17 protein-coding genes and 1 riboswitch are annotated in these 16741 nt (G+C 37.0%); of the genes, 16 read left to right on the top strand and 1 reads right to left on the bottom strand.

Translation table 11 applies throughout. The annotated features are described in order from the left end of the window. Window positions 1-13 precede the first annotated feature (13 nt). The 15 genes from ACERII_RS21770 (at window position 14) to ACERII_RS21840 (ending at window position 14895) form a co-directional block, all read left to right on the top strand. Window positions 14-421, top strand: a complete 408-nt coding sequence (locus ACERII_RS21770; protein WP_373645076.1) for a hypothetical protein — start codon at window positions 14-16, stop codon at window positions 419-421. Window positions 422-430: 9 nt separating this feature from the next. Then, window positions 431-1495 (top strand): hypothetical protein, encoded by a 1065-nt coding sequence (locus ACERII_RS21775; protein ID WP_373645077.1) that lies wholly within the window; start codon window positions 431-433, stop codon window positions 1493-1495. An 80-nt stretch (window positions 1496-1575) separates the two neighbouring features. Next, window positions 1576-2658, top strand: a complete 1083-nt coding sequence (locus tag ACERII_RS21780) for a hypothetical protein (protein ID WP_373645078.1) — start codon at window positions 1576-1578, stop codon at window positions 2656-2658. A gap of 169 nt (window positions 2659-2827) precedes the next feature. Beyond that, window positions 2828-3211 (top strand): DUF5085 family protein, encoded by a 384-nt coding sequence (locus tag ACERII_RS21785; protein ID WP_373645079.1) that lies wholly within the window; start codon window positions 2828-2830, stop codon window positions 3209-3211. Continuing rightward, on the top strand, window positions 3208-3693 hold the full coding sequence (locus tag ACERII_RS21790) for a DUF5085 family protein (RefSeq protein WP_373645080.1): 486 nt from the start codon (window positions 3208-3210) through the stop codon (window positions 3691-3693). Before ACERII_RS21785 ends, ACERII_RS21790 begins: the two co-directional genes overlap by 4 nt. Before the next feature lie 35 nt (window positions 3694-3728). Then, a complete protein-coding gene (locus ACERII_RS21795; protein WP_373645081.1) occupies window positions 3729-4316 on the top strand; it encodes an FHA domain-containing protein in 588 nt (195 codons plus the stop codon). 70 nt (window positions 4317-4386) lie between these two features. Continuing rightward, window positions 4387-4689 (top strand): pore-forming ESAT-6 family protein, encoded by a 303-nt coding sequence (locus ACERII_RS21800; RefSeq protein ID WP_373645082.1) that lies wholly within the window; start codon window positions 4387-4389, stop codon window positions 4687-4689. 324 nt (window positions 4690-5013) lie between these two features. Continuing rightward, complete coding sequence (locus tag ACERII_RS21805; RefSeq protein ID WP_373645083.1) at window positions 5014-5766, top strand: hypothetical protein; 753 nt, start codon at window positions 5014-5016, stop codon at window positions 5764-5766. A 40-nt stretch (window positions 5767-5806) separates the two neighbouring features. Then, window positions 5807-6070, top strand: a complete 264-nt coding sequence (locus ACERII_RS21810; protein ID WP_373645084.1) for a hypothetical protein — start codon at window positions 5807-5809, stop codon at window positions 6068-6070. Continuing rightward, window positions 6024-6557 (top strand): hypothetical protein, encoded by a 534-nt coding sequence (locus ACERII_RS21815; protein WP_373645085.1) that lies wholly within the window; start codon window positions 6024-6026, stop codon window positions 6555-6557. The genes ACERII_RS21810 and ACERII_RS21815 overlap by 47 nt, the downstream gene beginning before the upstream one ends. A gap of 177 nt (window positions 6558-6734) precedes the next feature. After that, a complete protein-coding gene (locus ACERII_RS21820; protein WP_373645086.1) occupies window positions 6735-7487 on the top strand; it encodes a hypothetical protein in 753 nt (250 codons plus the stop codon). 3 nt (window positions 7488-7490) lie between these two features. Then, the gene (locus ACERII_RS21825; protein ID WP_373645087.1) at window positions 7491-8966 is read left to right on the top strand and encodes an Mbeg1-like protein; all 1476 of its coding nucleotides are present in this window, start codon (window positions 7491-7493) and stop codon (window positions 8964-8966) included. Between the two features lie 33 nt (window positions 8967-8999). Then, the gene (locus ACERII_RS21830) at window positions 9000-10148 is read left to right on the top strand and encodes a DUF6382 and FHA domain-containing protein (RefSeq protein ID WP_373645088.1); all 1149 of its coding nucleotides are present in this window, start codon (window positions 9000-9002) and stop codon (window positions 10146-10148) included. 252 nt (window positions 10149-10400) lie between these two features. Then, window positions 10401-10521, top strand: a riboswitch (cyclic di-GMP riboswitch). Window positions 10522-10759: 238 nt separating this feature from the next. Then, on the top strand, window positions 10760-12808 hold the full coding sequence (locus tag ACERII_RS21835; protein ID WP_373645089.1) for a methyl-accepting chemotaxis protein: 2049 nt from the start codon (window positions 10760-10762) through the stop codon (window positions 12806-12808). A gap of 479 nt (window positions 12809-13287) precedes the next feature. Further along, complete coding sequence (locus tag ACERII_RS21840; protein WP_373645090.1) at window positions 13288-14895, top strand: PTS sugar transporter; 1608 nt, start codon at window positions 13288-13290, stop codon at window positions 14893-14895. A 207-nt stretch (window positions 14896-15102) separates the two neighbouring features. Here ACERII_RS21840 and ACERII_RS21845 read toward each other — a convergent pair whose 3' ends face one another. Continuing rightward, window positions 15103-15810, bottom strand: coding sequence for a DUF2161 domain-containing phosphodiesterase (locus ACERII_RS21845; RefSeq protein ID WP_373645091.1), 708 nt, complete (start codon window positions 15808-15810; stop codon window positions 15103-15105). Between the two features lie 348 nt (window positions 15811-16158). Between ACERII_RS21845 and ACERII_RS21850 the strand changes: the two genes are divergently transcribed. Next, window positions 16159-16740, top strand: coding sequence for a TetR/AcrR family transcriptional regulator (locus ACERII_RS21850; protein WP_373645092.1), 582 nt, complete (start codon window positions 16159-16161; stop codon window positions 16738-16740). Window position 16741: the final 1 nt, after the last annotated feature.

The following is a 16741-nucleotide window of genomic DNA, read 5'->3' on the forward strand; positions in this document are numbered from 1 at the left end:
AAGTGGGCTAAAGGTGTGGGATGACTTCAACTGGAGAAATTCAACAACACTGACAAAGAGCGGAAAGGCACTTGGAATATTCGGAACTGGAATGATTGTCTATGATAATGCCCGACAACACGGTATTAAGTCGTCTGAATTTGTGGTAGATACAGTTATTGACGTTGGAAGTGCAGCTGGTTCCATGGCCGCAGGGGCTGCAGTTGGATCTTTGTTCTTACCTCCTGCAGGGACTGTGGTAGGTGCTGGTGTAGGTTTAGGGATAAATGCACTTGCTAATGTAGAATTTGGACCACCTCTCAATAATAGTGTCATAGGTTTTACAAAAGATATAGCAAACAAGGCAGTTGATGGTATTGCAAGTGGAGTAAGCTCGGTAACAAATAGTATAGGTAATAATTTGAAAAAAATATTTTGGTAGGTGGATTGGATGTTTAGAGATCTAAAAGAAGATAGTTTTGAGCAGCTAAAAGATGTAGCCTATGACCGGACACATCCTGGTAACATCATTGTTTTTTTATGGGGGGCACTTGTAATAAGTAGCGTTATCTTTGCCTTTACGTTTCTTGGAAGTGGTAGCGATAATGTCTCTTCTCCAATTTGGGAAGATGTTCTTACAGTAAGCAGAATACTGCTGATAATACAATTTATTTGTACGCTCCTATTTAGTCTTCCGAAGATAGCGTATTCCTTTCAACGGATACAAATACTTTTCGTTTGTATTGTATCTCTAAAAGTTTCATTAGAATTTTATCTTGGTTTTTTTCTTTTAAGGGCGGATCGTAATTTACCCGAAAACATGGATCAATGGGGCTTGTTTGCAATCCTTGGAGGAATTGTGATTTTGGTGTTATCTATTATAAGGGCTCTAGCAAGAGTACGGAAAGGTCACTTTACATTAGGTGGAAAGGGGCTATATCATTTTCAGCAATCAAAGGGGTACGTCAGTTTACCAATTATATTTACTGCCTCTGTTTTTGGGGGGATCTTTGGTAGAATCCATTTTGAAACAGCAACAGGACAGCTATTTGAGGTGCTTATGTTCTTGCTATTGGCCATTGTGATTCAATATATAATTGCGATGGTTTGGCCAGAATTTCTACTTATCAGTTATTGTAAATTTCGCTTTTCTAGTTTTATAGTTCAAGAAGAATCAAAAAGTCATAGGGGGCATAGAAAGAAAAAAAAGGAAACGGAGCCATTATCCTTCTGGGTGTTGAAACCTATTTCCGTAATTAAAAGTAGAGCAGGTTTATTAAGGGGAGAAAAAGCACCGTTTACTGCATTGGTTATTGTATGGATTCAAGGTAGCACCGTCTTTTTTCTCATTCTCTTACTCCTTTACTTAAGAAATGCTGCACGAGGTGTCATTGAAGTGACTCTCGTGGAGGATATGATTTCCTACTTGGTTGTTGGAAGTGTTTTTTCATTCATTACTGTATTAATCCTAAGGATCTTTTTTACCTTTGTGACTAAGATGAAAGCTATTCGATGAATAGACTCCTAGTCACTTATAGTAAGGATATAGACCTTGAAGTGAAAAGAGAATAAGAGAATTTTAATTGGAGGCAAGAAATGTTTCATAGATTACAAGAAGAACAAGTCGCAAAGTTAAAAGATGTAGCGTACGAGCGGCTTTATCCTGGGAGTATTTATATTTTCTTATGGGGTGTTCTATTCGCTAGCAGTGCTGTTACAGCAATTACGAGCTTTGCATTTAACTATAGCATATACATTAATGCTTCTTATTGGGAAACAGTTATTACAACTAATTATGTTTTACTGGCTATTCAAGCTATAGGAACGTTGCTCTTTTCCATACGTAAAATAATGTTCAAATTTCAAAGAATACAAATGATATTTGTTTCTATTCTATCCCTAAAATTGTCCCTTGAGTTTTACCAGATTTTTTACCTCATAAGAGAAGATAGAGGATTGCCTTCCATGTTAGATACAGGAGTCCTTGTCATTATAGCTGGTGGATTAATATACCTCCTCTTTTCCACAATAAGAGCTGTGAAAAGAGTAAAGCAAGGCCATTTAAGAAGCGGTGGGGAAGGCTTATACCAATTTCAACATTCTAAAGGATATGTTAGTTTACCAATCATTTTTGCTTTTTCCGTATTAGGGGCGATGTTAGCTAGAGCAAACGTTGAAACAGCTATTGGAGAGGTTGCTCAAGTACTACTATTTTTACTAGCGATGATACTTATTCAATATGGTATAGCAATGGCTTGGCCAGAATTTTTGCTTGTTACATATTGTAAATTTCGTTTCTCCTCCTTTATTGTTCCAGAGGAAAAAATCAATCAATCAAAAAGACATAGGGAGACGAAGAAAGTGCGAACTAAGGATAGTTATCCATTGACATATTGGGTGACCAAGCCTTTCACAGTTTTGCGCTCTAGGGCAGAATTAATAGGAGGAGAAAGAGCACCATTTCTAGCTCTATTTATTGTTTGGCTCCAAGGAACGCTGCTTTTCTTCGTTATCTTTTGTTTACTTTATTTAAGAAATGCTATGCAAGGAGCAATTGTTGTGGAAAATGTTATGGATGATGTGTTCGTTTATCTATTCCTTGGAGGAGTGGTCTCCATAATTTTGATAGGATTTGCACGACTAATGCTCATGTTCGCAAGAAAGCGAAAAACGGTTTAAAGATGCTATCGAAATAAAGAAAAACTTTGACCTTGCAATAGGTAAAGTTGGTATTCATGATCGAAGACAAGAAATATAGTCCAATAGGTGGTGAATATATGAAGATAAAACGAGGTCCACTAGTTTTAAATAACGTGCTAAGCACTCAAAAAAGAGTTCATGTAAATGAATGGGAGATGCAGCGAAAGAAATAAGAAATGCCATTATTAAAAATGGCTTATATGCGACAGGTCCGGTCGTTTATAAAATGAGTAACTATGATGAAAGAACGAACGAAGCAGATTTCTTCTTTTATATTCCTGTAAATCACCCCGTAGAATTGAAAGAGAATGAGCAGTTTGCCTTTATGGGGTTGTGGGAGTTTACAGATACATTACTAGTAAGACATGCGGATTTAGATGAAGATTTAGACGAATCTTACAATATTCTCCTAGAATGTGCAGATGCTTATCATCTCACTTTAATAGATTCTTTTTATCATGTTTATTTAGATGTGTATGGCGATGGAGTCATTGATGTTTTTGTTCCAGTCGAAGAGGGGGGCGGAGAATGAATGTTGTAAACCCCTTAGATTCCATACGGTATACGAATGTGGTTTCAAGGAAGTATCAAATTCATTATACCGCTATGGAAGATGTGATTAAAGATTTCGTAACACAAATTGTTGAGCAGGAAGCAACATTGAAAGGACCATTATTCTACTCGTTAAGTAATGTACCAATGGATGAAATTTTGCATATTGAACTATTCATGCCCATTAAAGAAGACGATATCGCTTTAACAGATGATTACTATTTTCATAGTTACTTTAGTATAGAAGACATGGTTTCCCTTTGTTTATTTAATGACTTTGAGGCAAAAACAGAGGTTGCCTACAGGGTATTGATTGATTATATGGAAGAGAATAAATTAAAGCAAATTACCCCCATTTTTCATGTTCTTTCTGGAGATGAGGACTTTCCTTATATTTATGTAAAAATCGGTATAACGTTAGAAGAAGTTATGGAGAAGACTAGCGTCGACAAAATGGAGTAAGGAAGTTACATATGAGGATGTAGGAGGAAGTCGTCATGATTTTAACACTATTTGATAAGGGAAAAGCAGTTACTACCGTTTTACCCCATAGGGTGACAGGTCAATACATACTTTCTTCCTATGATCAGGAAATTATGGCCGTAGAAGGGGAAAACGGCAACTGGTATTTAAAGTCGAATAAACAAGCATATTTGAAGGATACTCATCAACAGCGTGTTAGGAAACTTCAAATAGTTCCCTTCCAAACGTATACCATTTTTAGGGAAAAGGGGCCAGTTGCTTTATTATATGTGGAACCGCCGACAGATGGAAGAAATGAATTTACAAGACACCAGGTCACTGCAAGTGAAATAAATATTGGCAGATCACAACAAGCTCAGATTTGCTTTAGGAATCAATTAGTGTCGAATCTTCATTGCCGGATCGTTTACGATACAGAAGGGAATGCGGTGGTGAAAGATAATGGTAGCTCCAATGGCACGTATGTGAACGGAGAGAAGGTAACGGAAGCAAAGTTGAATATTGGTGATGTTCTTTATGTTATGGGGTTGAAAATCATCTTTAATGGACGTCTCCTTTCATTAAATAATCCGCACCAATCCGTACAGAGAAACGCAAAGTGAAATAGCCAACCAAGCTAAGCGATTAACAAACTAGTTGAATCCATACTTTTTACTTAAAGGAGGGGAAAAAATGGCTGTAGAAGGAATTAAAATATCGTTAGGAGAAGTTAGTAAGACAGCATCGCAGATTCGAACGTTAAATGCTTCATTGTCTGCCAATTTGGAAGAAATCAAAAAGGAAATGAATGCCTTATCGCAAACGTGGCAAAGCGATGCCTCCAATACGATTCGTGGTAACTTTAATGCATTAAGTCCGCGATTTGAAGAGTATCGTCAAGTAGTAGACAGCTATGCTAAATTCTTAGATAATACCGTAACAAACTATAACGCTGCGGAAACGGCAATTAATAATAACGCGAATGCATTTAAGTAGTATTACCTTTCATGTTGCTTGGTGAAGTGAGTGGCAAAGACTCATGCGGGATAAGGAATAGTAGAAGACCCCACGGTGAGTATGAATTTTGTGAGCGAGGCTTACCTTGTTAGCAAAAGTGTCTGCCTTTATACATTCTAACCAACAACATTTTGTAGCACCCATGCAGTTTTCTTTTTGCATGGAGATTCAACGGGCAATTGGCTGTTATGGCTAATTGCCCGCCTTTAAAAAATATGGTCATTATACATACATTTATACGAATTATATAACTGTGAATATTTTAATGGAATGAAGTCAATGGCGAAAAGGGGGAGTCGTGTTTTGCAGCTAAAAAAGCGTTTGCTAATCAGCTTGATAATCGTAATAGCAATAGTAATTGGAACGGGCTGTATGAATGTAGAGAAAAAGCTGTTAGCTGATTTGGAATCAAAATACGATAAGGAGTTTGTCATTGAACACTATGATAAAGGTGGCTTATTTTATTCATCAATACCAAAAGGAATTACTGCGACAGCTCACATAAAGGGAGAAGAAGATGTTGTTTTTACCATCCGTGAACGAACTAGAGAGAAAGGCACTTTCAATGATTCCTATTTATTAGCCCGCTGGGGAAAAGAGTTAGAAGTTAACTTAGCTGAGGATATTGAAAAGAATTTGCCTGAAGGAGCGGAGTATCGAGTTTTTCTACGTTCTGCAGCGGATACCTTCGACGAGTCCATGAATGATCTTCAGGCAGAGGAATTTATTCAATCGAACCAGGACATGGCAGTGGTACTCCTCGTAAGTATAAAAGTATTAAATGAACCTGATGTAGAGGCTTATAGTGAAGGGATTTATAACTTATACAAGTTAATACAAGGGCTTGGTACGGAAAGGTACAGAGTGTCTGTAGGATTTCTAGATGAGTCAGAAGATATTTCTAACTTCTTAAAAACGGCCTTTGTTAACAATATAGGTTGGGATAATCTAAATGCGAAAATGTATGGGGTAGCCTACATTGATGAAAGATTCAAAGATAGTATCACTAATAGTGACGCTGTAGTGGAGAGGTACAAAACCATGGAGGAGAGATAAGTGGGGGAAATAGTCAATGTCAAAAAGGAGGAGTCGTGTTTTGCATCTAAAAAAGCGTATGATAATCAGCTTGATAATCGGAATAACAATAGTAATTGGAACGGGCTGTATGAATGTAGAGAAAAAGCTGTTAGCTGATTTGGAATCAAAATACGATAAGGAGTTTGTCATTGAACACTATGATAAAGGTGGCTTATTTTATTCGTCAAGACCAAAAGGAATTAGTGCGACAGCTCACGTAAAGGGAGAAGAGGATGTTGTTTTTACCATGCGTGAACGAACTAGTGAGAGACACTTTCAATGATTCCTATTTATTAGCTCGTTGGGGAAAAGAGTTAGAGGTTAAATTAGCTGACGAAATTGAAAAGAATTTGCCTGAAGAAGCGAAATATCGATTATCTCTCTATTCGTCATTGGATACCTTCGATTTATCTATGAAAGATCTTCAAGCAGAGGAATTTATTCAATCGAGCAAGGATATGTCAGTTGAACTGCTCGTAAGTATAAAAGTACCAAATGAACCTGATGTAAGTATTTATAGTGAAGGAATCTATAATCTATACAAGCTAATCCAGGGGTTTGGTACAGAAGGGTATCGAGTTTCCATAGGTTTTGTCGATGAATCAGAAGATATCTCAGATTTCCTTAGAACGGCCTTTGTTAACAATATAGGGTGGGATAATCTGAATGCAAAAATGTACGGGGTTATCTACATAGATGAAATATTCATAGATAAGATTACTAACGTAGATGATGTGGTGGAAAGATACAAAACAATGGAGGAGCGATAGTTGATGCCTTTAAATAGTTTGACAGATGAAGAGTATCTTATGTTATCAAACCTGTCAGTATAGATTCAACAGTATTTTTGCTTAAAATGTCTTCCCATGCATTTAATCGTATTTCAAAAGAATGATAAGCCTTTTCATAGAGTGGAAATAGTCAATGTAAAAAAGGAGGAGTCGTGTTTGTCGCTAAAAAAACGTATGATAATAATCATGATAATCGTAATAGCAATAGTAGGAGGGGCAGGCTGTATGAATGTAGAGAAAAAGCTGTTAGACGATCTGGAAGGAAAATATAATAAGGAATTTGTCATTGAACACTATGAAAAAGGCGGCTTATTTTATTCTACGGGGTCAAAAGGTATTAGTGCGACAGCTCACGTAAAGGGAGAAGAGGATGTTGTTTTTACCATGCGCGAACGTACTGGAGAGAAGGGAACTTTCAATGATTCCTATTTATTAGCCCGCTGGGGAAAAGAGTTAGAAGTTAAATTAGCTGCGGATATTAAAAAGAATTTGCCTGAAGGGGCAGAATATCGTATTCTTCTTCGTTCCGCAGGTAATACCTTTGACGAGTCCATGAATGATTTACAGGCAGAGGAATTTATTCAATCAAACCAGGACTTGGCAGTGGTACTTATCGTAAGTATAAAAGTATCAAATGAACCTGACGTAAGTATTTATAGCGAAGGAATTTATAATCTATACAAGCTAATGGATGGGGTTGGTACGGAAGTATTCATGGTGTCCATTGGATTTGTAGATGAATCTGAAGATATTTCTGATTTTTTAAGAACGACCTTTGTTAACAATATAGGATGGGATAATCTGAATGCGAAAGTATATGGGATTATAAGTATAGATGAAAGATTCAAAGATATGATCAATAATGAAGATGCTGTGGCAGATTGGTATGAAAGCATGGAGGAGAGATAGCCGATGCCTTTAAATAGTTTAACAGATGAAGAGCATTATTTACTGCTAAGGCTGTCTTATATCAATATTGATCCAATGAGGAATGTGGGGCAGGGGGTTAAGTCGTTAACTCTTCAACAATTTATTACTGATGCAAGGCGCTATTATACTGATGAAGAAGATGATGGTGTTTTGTTAGAAATTAAAGAAATTGAAGAAATACTGAAAAACAGTACAAACCTACAAGAAATTAGATTAGTAGGCTACCAAAACAATAATCCAAATAGTGGAAATAACAGTAGTGGTGCATCAACGTCAGGATTTGTTGGATATGCTTTTGAAGATGCAAATGGAAATGCAGCGGCTTTATATCGAGGTAGTGAAGACCTTACAGATAAGGACCATTTGCGGACAGATTGGTATTCAAATGTGGAAGCAGGGTTTGGGAAAGAAATTCAGCAGCAGGTGGAAGCAAATGCTTTTTATGAAAAACATGTGGCACATGCTGATGGGGAGAAGCTTTTATTAGGGCACTCTAAAGGGGGAAATCTAGTAACACATGTTTATACCAATCACCTTGAAGATCCCACCTTGCAAGCCTACGTTGTCAATGGGCAGCCGATTCACTGGATAAACTTAACGAATGAGCAACGACAGAGCTTAATGAGTGACAATTACACGTTTATTGTACACACGGGAGATTTTGTCTCCGCTCTTGGCTTTGCTCCCTATGTTGATAAGACAGTAACGATAAGCAAAAACAGTTGGGTGGATCATATCAATCCAATTTATCCTCATAGTTTAGTGAGTGTTACATTTAAAGAGAGTGGGGAATTTTCTGAGTGGATAGAAGGGCCATCACCAACCAGAAGGATCGCTAACCCTATTGTGGAAACAGCTATGAAAGGCATGGAAACTCTCGGTGCAATAATAACAGGAGATTTGAAACAAGCAGGGGAAAACTTTAAGAATTTAGTTGGTAGCCTTACTTATACGATTGTAAATGGTGCACTTGTTATAGTTGAAACAACAATAAAAGGGTTAATGGAAGAAGCAAAACGAACAATAGATTCGTATATTAGTGGGCTAAAAAAAGTTGGGCAATTTTCCAAAAAGCTCATTGATGGTACAAAATCCTTTTTTAATAATATGATGTCTAGCGCTAGAAAGATGAAAGATGTAGTTTCGGGGATATTTAGCGGACCAGGAATATCTATCGAGCCGTATATGAAAGTTAACCTACCAAGAACCGCCTATTATAGTGCTAGATTACAAACGATAAGAAAAAGGATTAATCAATTGAATCATGGAGTGAATATGCTACGTGGAGACGTGAATGATGTGTTCGGTTTAAATCGGGTTCTTTGGATGACGTCCAATCTAGTAATGTCTTCGGATAGAAGAGTACAATTGAATATAAACTATTTAAATAACATGGCAGCTTTACTGGAGCGGAATGAAAGAGACTTAGTTAATAAGGCTAATTCTCTTAAAATGTAAATATATAGATTAATTATTTTAGGGGTCGGTAACATGATTAAATGGTTGGATTTCTCATCTAATAATGATGGACAATTAGTGAAATTGCTAAATAGAAGCGAAGTTTTGCGAAGGGAAGAATTAGAGTCTTTAAGCACACATGATGAAGGTGTTTCTGGACTTGTTCCCTTCGCTTTGGCTGAACAAGCTAACGGATGGGAGTTTAGTTATCATTTAGAGAATATGATTACGCTTGAGAAACATTTCGGTGAAGGATTGACGAAGGAGAAAATCGTCACCTCTTTCTTACCTATTTTGAAGCTTATAACAAACTTTCAAGAGAATGAGGTTGACTTAAATAAGCTTGTTTTACACGAGCGATATATTTATCTAGACCAATATAATCAACCGTATTTTATTTATGTACCATTTCAACCAAGTGACTTGGAAACCACCACACTGTTGCAGTTTTTCCGAAAGATACTTTCGAAATTTCCCTTTGAAGAAACGGATGACCTTGTCTTTTTCGTCAAGTTACATAATTATTTGATTCAGTCAGATACAAGTGATATATCTGCTTTAAAAGAAAAATTAATGGAAATGGGTGGTATAGAGGAAGCCACTGGGAGTATTTCTCCGGTATTGGATATGGGGGGGAATGCACACTTTTATAGTCCTACTAATAACTCCATAGATGCCTATTCCTCTAGGATACAAGATAAGAAGGAAGGCAAAACGAGTACTCCTTCAGACCTCCTTTCGGCTCATAACGAGAGTGTTCAATCTACCTCCTTCTTTTTACAGAGAAGTGATGGAGAAGATGGGCCAGAGGATACAAAAGGAACTACTGTTCTTGGTACATTGGAAATGGAGGAGGTAGAAGGAACGACGACACTGGACGATGTTGCTTACAAACCTCATCTTCTGCTCCTCTCTACCAATGAAAAAATTATACTTACAAAAAGCACGTTTACGATTGGAAGAGACTCAAACAATACGGATTACACGCTCTCCAGTAAAGTGATAGGACGAGTGCATGCAAAAATCCTTTCTTCAGATGGTGTTTATTTTATTAAGGATAACAATTCCCGTAATGGCACATATGTCAATGGAGTAAGGCTTCAGCCAATGGAAAGAATGAAAGTGAAGCATGAAGATAAGATAAAGATGGCAAATGAAGAATTTGAGTTTCGAATATTTTGAATATGGTGTGGGAGTAGCAAGCGCTCGTGACTTGAAAGTGTACACACTAAGGAATAATAATGCTACAGTTGTTTTGTTACTTTAGATGAAGAAAAGGAGAGCAGGGGTGCAAATTGACCTTGTTCTCTTTTTTTCTACTGTCTTTCCATCATTCTCTGTTTATAAACATCTGTCTTATCTATTATCATCCAAGCATATAAATTGATATTTCTTTTTGTCGAATGTATATTTAGATCCAGGACAAAATACCTATTTTGAAAAAGGCATACTTACTCGAAAGGTAAGGACGCAAAGCCACGGATCTAAGGCGTATTTAGTTATCAAGGAATGACTACTGATAACTAGTGTAAGCTACGATGGCCGGGTTGCAAAAAAAGCGAGGATACCCATCCACCTTTTTTTGAGGTGGGTTTTTTATACTTTTGAAATAAGGAAGTTTACTAAAGGGAGAAAGTCTACGAAAACGACAAGCTATCATGTTTTAGTACGCATATAGCTAGATGTTCGTTGTAAACCGCTTTTCTATCTAAGTTGTTAGGAAAAAAATGAAGTAGCCCCCACAAGAAACGCAACAAAAGTGATTAAATCACTATAAAAGGAGAAAAGAACAAATGAAGAAGATATCAATAAGAAATAGTTTATTTACGAAAATAACATTCATCACATTACTATGTATCGTAGTTCCTATGCTGGTTAATTTGTTTTATACTACCCATCAATCTTCTGAGGCATTAGAAGAAGAGGTCATAAACTCACTATCACATGTTACCAATGAGAAGAATAGTCAAGTTGACCTTGTTTTTGCTTCACAATTCGCATTGGCTGATTCCGTTGTTGAGGATCTTTATGTTCGTAACTTTTTTATCAATCTAGAAGACACAAATGAAGTGGATCAAAGCGAGCTTACTAGAATAAGAAATAGATTAGAAGAGAAAATGACTAATGCAGATGGATTATATGAAAATGTATTCTATTCTTTTGATGGAAGCGCCTTTGTTGATGGTGTAGGTGGAGCATCCGTAGGACACGTTTTTGATCGGGAGAATGAGGCTTATTATTATGAGCAGCTAGAGAATCCAGGAGTTGCTGCAAGTGATTATATGTATTCTCCCATAACTGGAAGGCCAGTAATTGCTGTTTCCGATTCTATTCTTAATAATGCAGGGGAAGTAATCTCTGTTTACGTCATTGCATTGGATGTGAATAAATTAACAGAGCAGTTAGTAACAGGAAATGACGATGATTCTATACACACAATGATTATAGATCCAAGTGGATTAACTATTGCCTCTAAGGAAGAGGAATTTACTCTGAATCTTAACTTTAGTGAGGAAGAGAATCTACTACCTTTTTTTGAAAAAATGGGAGAAGAAAGTATAGGCAATGGATTCATTATGTTAAATGGCGTAGAGAATATTGTAGCCTTTGAGAAAAATGAAGATTTTGGTTTTTACGTCATAACCTATATGCCGGTAGAGCAATATACTTCTAGTATAAAGGAATTAGCTAATGGAATTCTTCTAGTCATTGTTGCAAGTTTAGTAATCACTAGTATTGCTGTTGTGCTATTTGTAAGATCCTTTGTTAAGCCTATCAAGCTTCTCTCTACAGCTGCAAAAAATATTGCAGGTGGTGATTTAACAACAACGGATATCAAAGTTACGAATAAGGATGAGGTTGGAGAACTAGCTAGCTCGTTTCAGATTATGGTTGCAAACCTTAGAAACATGGTAGAACAAATACAAGTAACTTCGGAAAAAGTGGCATCTTCTGCAGAGGAATTTTCTGCTACATCGGAACAGTCAGCGGAAATTAGTAAGCAAGTTGCGGCAGCAATACAAACGGTTGCGCTTGGAGCAGAAACGCAGGCGCAAAATGCCTCTACAAGCTCAGGGATGGTTCAAGAAGTAACGACAGGTGTAACGCTTATCTCACAAAGTGCCCAAAATGTTACAGATGCTGCATCAGATACAACAGATAAAGCAAATTCAGGTGCGTTACATATCAAATCATCTATTTCTGAAATTGAAGCAATGAATCAAGCAATTCAAGATGTTGCCGTAAAAATGGAGAATTTAGGAGAACGAACACAAGAAATTGGACAAATTGTTGGAGTAATCACCCAAATTGCGGACCAAACCAACTTATTAGCACTCAATGCTGCCATTGAAGCTGCAAGAGCGGGAGAACATGGAAGAGGCTTCGCTGTTGTTGCGGATGAGGTAAGGAAACTGGCAGAGCAGTCCAAACAATCTTCTCAACAGATTTCCAACCTCATTAAAAGCATTCAAGTGGAAACAGCAGAAACAGTAACTTCCATGATTGCAACTTCTGAAACATCAGCAGAAGGTATTGAAGCTATAAGGTCAGTAGAGCAAACATTTACAGATATACGTGGTTCTGTTCGAAATGTGACAAAACAACTAGAAGAAGTATCTTCTGCTACAGAGCAAATGAGAGCATCTATGGAACACATAACAACGAACATGAATGAAATTAATAACATTTCTACAGATACCGCTTCTAAAACACAAGAAGTGTCAGCTTCTGTGCAAGAGCAGCTAGCATCAACGAATGAGATTGCAAGCTCATCTATTGAAATGGCAAAGCTTGCAGAAGAATTACAAGAGCTGGTAGAGAACTTTAAACTAAATCGGTAATGGATGATCTCAAAATATTGATAATAGAAAACAATAGATAAGTTTAGTAGCGAACAGATATGCTCTGTTCGCTATTATTATAGGAAAAATCTATTCATTGCATTTACATATAGAGTGATAAGCGTTATTATTATTTTATTATGGTAAAGCACTAATATAATGAAGTGTGAAGTGTAGTTCCAAAAATAGTATAGACTCCTAAGTTTTTCTATCGATCACATAAGTAATAGAGAGCTTTGCAAAGAGGTAATCAAGTTATATCTTCTGAGCGAAGTTTTTTCTTATTGTTGAGTAACTAGGAAAGGAATAAGAGTAGTTTGTAGATGATAGGTTCCTAGTTTTAATAAAATAAGAGAACAATGGCTTCATTCGCTTGATACATGATAGGAGAGGCGATTCATGAGTTAGTGCTTAGCGCATTTGGTCCTTGATTCTAGGAGTAAACTATATGGTTTTTTATAACAGAAGGGAGTAATCGTATGAAGAAAATTGCTATTCTTGGTAGTAGTGGTGGGAACTTATACAATTTAGGAGGGAAGTCCCCTGAGAAGCTACTTCATGAGATTTTTGCACAAAGCGATGTAGCTGAAATAAGTATTTCTAAGATTCAATTCATCGCTGCAGCTGAGTCCATGGATGGGGCAAAGGATTCAACAAAAGCATCCATATACAGTATCGATGAAAACGGTGGGCTCGTTCGTAGTTATAGTGGAATACTATCTGATGTAAATGAAGAAGCAAGTAAATTAGACAAGGAAATTGCTAGTAAAATTAGAGAAGGGGAAGTAGACGGACTTGTTACGATGAGTATTGATCCAGAGGGTTCTAATAAGGAAGCTATTATTGCAGCAATCGAGAAGAACATTCCGATCGTTGGTACAGGTGGAACTTCCATGGCTCTTATTTCTGCAAAGGGTGCAAATGTCATATCCACATCGGGAACAACTGGAACGACTAATAGAACGAGGGCAATTACATATATCTCCTCTCTTTGTAAGCATTGGGGAATAAAATATAAACCTATTATTGGAAGCTCGTCGGTGGCAAAGTCAGAAGGAACGGTGAACGTATTTAGGAATATTAATATTCGTGGGATCATGGTGTCCGCATTGCCAGGTTTTATCGCAATGGCAATTATCCTGGCCTTAAGTAAAATACCAGGTTTATCTGGGTTAGATGACGTCTTTCAGGTTATGATACAAGCATTACCTGTGGTAGTAGCCGTAATTGCGGCAAAACAGGTGTCTGAGTTAGAGGAAGTATCCATCGTAGCGGGTGTGATTGCAGGGGTATTGTCCGTAAATGGCGGAATTATCGGTGGTATTCTCGGTGGGATAGGTGCAGGTATTTTTGTACAACTATTGTTTCATAAGTGTGTGCAATGGCGATTCCCGGCAACTACCGTTAATATTGTCGCTGGTGGTTTAGCTGGATTATTCTCTGGAGTAATTGTTTACTTTCTTATTGCACCTATTGCACTGCAAGCGGGAGACTTAGTTAAATTGGCGATCGAATCTACAATTGCTTTTAGTCCTATTTTAGCAGGTTTAATTGCTGGATTATTGATCTGGCCAGCTATCTTAGCGGGCGTGTATCATGCTGCGATTCTACCTATTGTTTTACTAGAAATGGAGAGAACAGGTGTTAGTTTCTTAGGTGCTGTTGATATGGTAGGTCTTGTCATGGTTTCTGCGGGTATCACATTGGCAAACATTGTAGGACCTAGGGATAAGGGAGAAGCAACGGCGGCAGCCCCTGGATTTGCGATCAATATGGGCTTCGGAACGTTTGTTGAAGCAGCGTATCCATTTATGTTTTCTAACAAAGTTGTCTTTGGTGGAGCTATTTTATCAGCTGGCGTTGGAGGAGCGCTCGTGGGAATGTTAGATGTCCGTGGTACAGCCTATGTACCGACTTTCTTTTCTCCTCTTTTATCGAATAATACAACTGGCATGATCATTGCGATGTTAGCAGCGCTTATTCTGTCTTTCACTATTACATTCGTCGCTAATAAAGCAGCGAAAAAAGCCAATGCGAAAAATACCGGACCAGCTGTTTTAAGTAAACAAGATGCCGAACAAATGTAATACTAGAAACATAATAAAAAGAAGATACAGCTATCATCAATTGAAAGTAAATAAAAGAACCATTCTTGCTACTTACCTAGTGAGAATGGTTCTTGGTTTATTAAATAGTATTTTTGATATTTTTACTATTTACCGCAAAAAAGGAAACAACTCTTCGTCATTGAAGTGTTGTTAAAGGTTCCGTTATTTTAATTCTCGATTTTTAAGCTACTTCCGATAATACTCCACAAGCTCTGGAAATTCTTTTATTTCTTGTTTCCCTTTTTCACTAAGCAGATACACGCCTCTTCTTACACGAATGAACCAGCCGTAGTAATTTTTACTTAGAATTGATTGTGTTTTGTTTCCTGTGCCCATTTGTAACAAAGCCTTCGGTGTTAATTCGCCATGTTGTTCTAAGTAACATGCAATCTGGACGCAATTTTCTCGATAAGCAGTCATAATCTGTTTTCTACTGGAGCCACCAATATTATAATCTGCACTTCGTCCGTTTATTTCTTTAATCATAGCTTGTCTGAGGTATTTGGCTTTCCCCATGCTAATTGGCCGGTGAAAGGGAGTTGGTTCCAAAATTATTTCGACTCTTTTTCGCTTTTCCGAAAAGGAAACGAGGATGAGACCTAACTCTAATCTCTTAAGTAGGTGACAAATGTTTCTCCATTTTTTAGCGCGTGGGTTATGTTTCTTCGGTTTCGGAATAGCAATATACACATGTTCAGACAGCCGTTGCCTTTTTGTAGCTTGTATGAGAAGGTCAACAGTTAGGTTTAATTTTAATTCAACAATAAGTAAAAGGTCATCTTTCATCGCTGCGATATCGCAGTCTTTGACCTCTCCGTGAACTTCATATCCTTTACGTTTAAAATACTTTTGGATAGGTTCATATAAGTCTGACTCTTTTAATTTCTCCTTCAAAGCTAGCACCATCCAGTTAAAAATACTAGATTCATTTTACCATAGGGAATGGTCTGGTGCTTCCTTCTAGTAGATTATATGAAATAATTCCTTAGATTTTTCATTATTCCAAGGAGATATAATAGTAGAAGAGGATTAGTAGTGGGGGGAATGGTCAACTTATTAAGTACCAGATTGCTCCCTTGTCTGGTCTGTATTAGGTGTAGGCACTTTTTTCAGCTTTTGGAAGCAGCGAGAACCGTCCCCGATGCTTCAAATACGAAATTGTATAAATTAAGAAAATAATGTTAAAATGACTATAGTCTAATAATGACTGTGGTCATTATTAAAAATTGGAGTGTGTATAAAATGTTACGAGATAAGCGGAAAAAGGAACTTAAACAAAAAATTTTTTTAACGTCTATTGAGCTCTTTAAGGAGTATGGGTATGACAACGTAACAGTGGATAAAATTGTTTCCGCTTGTGGAATTGCTAAGGGAACGTTTTTTACTTATTTTTCAAAGAAAGAGCATGTGTTACTACACTTAGGTAACTCTCAGATTGAATTAGTAAAGGATATAATTCAAAAGCACCAGGAGACACATCTGGAAAAAAGGCTACAACTCATTTTTAATGACTTACTCACAGTGTATGTAGAACATGGAGATTTACTAAAACGAACATTATCTGAAACCATTCGCTCTGCTTTAAAGGAAGAATCAACAAATATAGTAAGGTTTAAAGAAGTTCTTACAGAAATAATTGAAGAATCAATGAACAATGGAAACTTTGAAAGTCGTTTTGATCCTCAACATATTGCTTCAGTTCTAGTTGGAAATTATTTTAACACACTTGTTATGTGGTCAATTGCAGAATCAGAAGAAGATCTGAAACATATTTTTCAACTACAATTTGAAATCATATGGAAAGGAATTTCAAACAATCGTTAAT

Source organism: Evansella sp. AB-rgal1 (genome assembly GCF_041820985.1).
In the GTDB taxonomy this organism is placed as follows: Bacteria; Bacillota; Bacilli; order Bacillales; family Salisediminibacteriaceae; genus Evansella.

Coding starts and splice junctions, on each gene's coding strand:
- ACERII_RS21775 (WP_373645077.1), top strand. CDS start 431: ATGTTTAGAGATCTAAAAGAAGATAGTTTTGAGCAGCTAAAAGATGTA.
- ACERII_RS21780 (WP_373645078.1), top strand. CDS start 1,576: ATGTTTCATAGATTACAAGAAGAACAAGTCGCAAAGTTAAAAGATGTA.
- ACERII_RS21785 (WP_373645079.1), top strand. CDS start 2,828: ATGGGAGATGCAGCGAAAGAAATAAGAAATGCCATTATTAAAAATGGC.
- ACERII_RS21790 (WP_373645080.1), top strand. CDS start 3,208: ATGAATGTTGTAAACCCCTTAGATTCCATACGGTATACGAATGTGGTT.
- ACERII_RS21795 (WP_373645081.1), top strand. CDS start 3,729: ATGATTTTAACACTATTTGATAAGGGAAAAGCAGTTACTACCGTTTTA.
- ACERII_RS21800 (WP_373645082.1), top strand. CDS start 4,387: ATGGCTGTAGAAGGAATTAAAATATCGTTAGGAGAAGTTAGTAAGACA.
- ACERII_RS21825 (WP_373645087.1), top strand. CDS start 7,491: ATGCCTTTAAATAGTTTAACAGATGAAGAGCATTATTTACTGCTAAGG.
- ACERII_RS21830 (WP_373645088.1), top strand. CDS start 9,000: ATGATTAAATGGTTGGATTTCTCATCTAATAATGATGGACAATTAGTG.
- ACERII_RS21835 (WP_373645089.1), top strand. CDS start 10,760: ATGAAGAAGATATCAATAAGAAATAGTTTATTTACGAAAATAACATTC.
- ACERII_RS21840 (WP_373645090.1), top strand. CDS start 13,288: ATGAAGAAAATTGCTATTCTTGGTAGTAGTGGTGGGAACTTATACAAT.
- ACERII_RS21850 (WP_373645092.1), top strand. CDS start 16,159: ATGTTACGAGATAAGCGGAAAAAGGAACTTAAACAAAAAATTTTTTTA.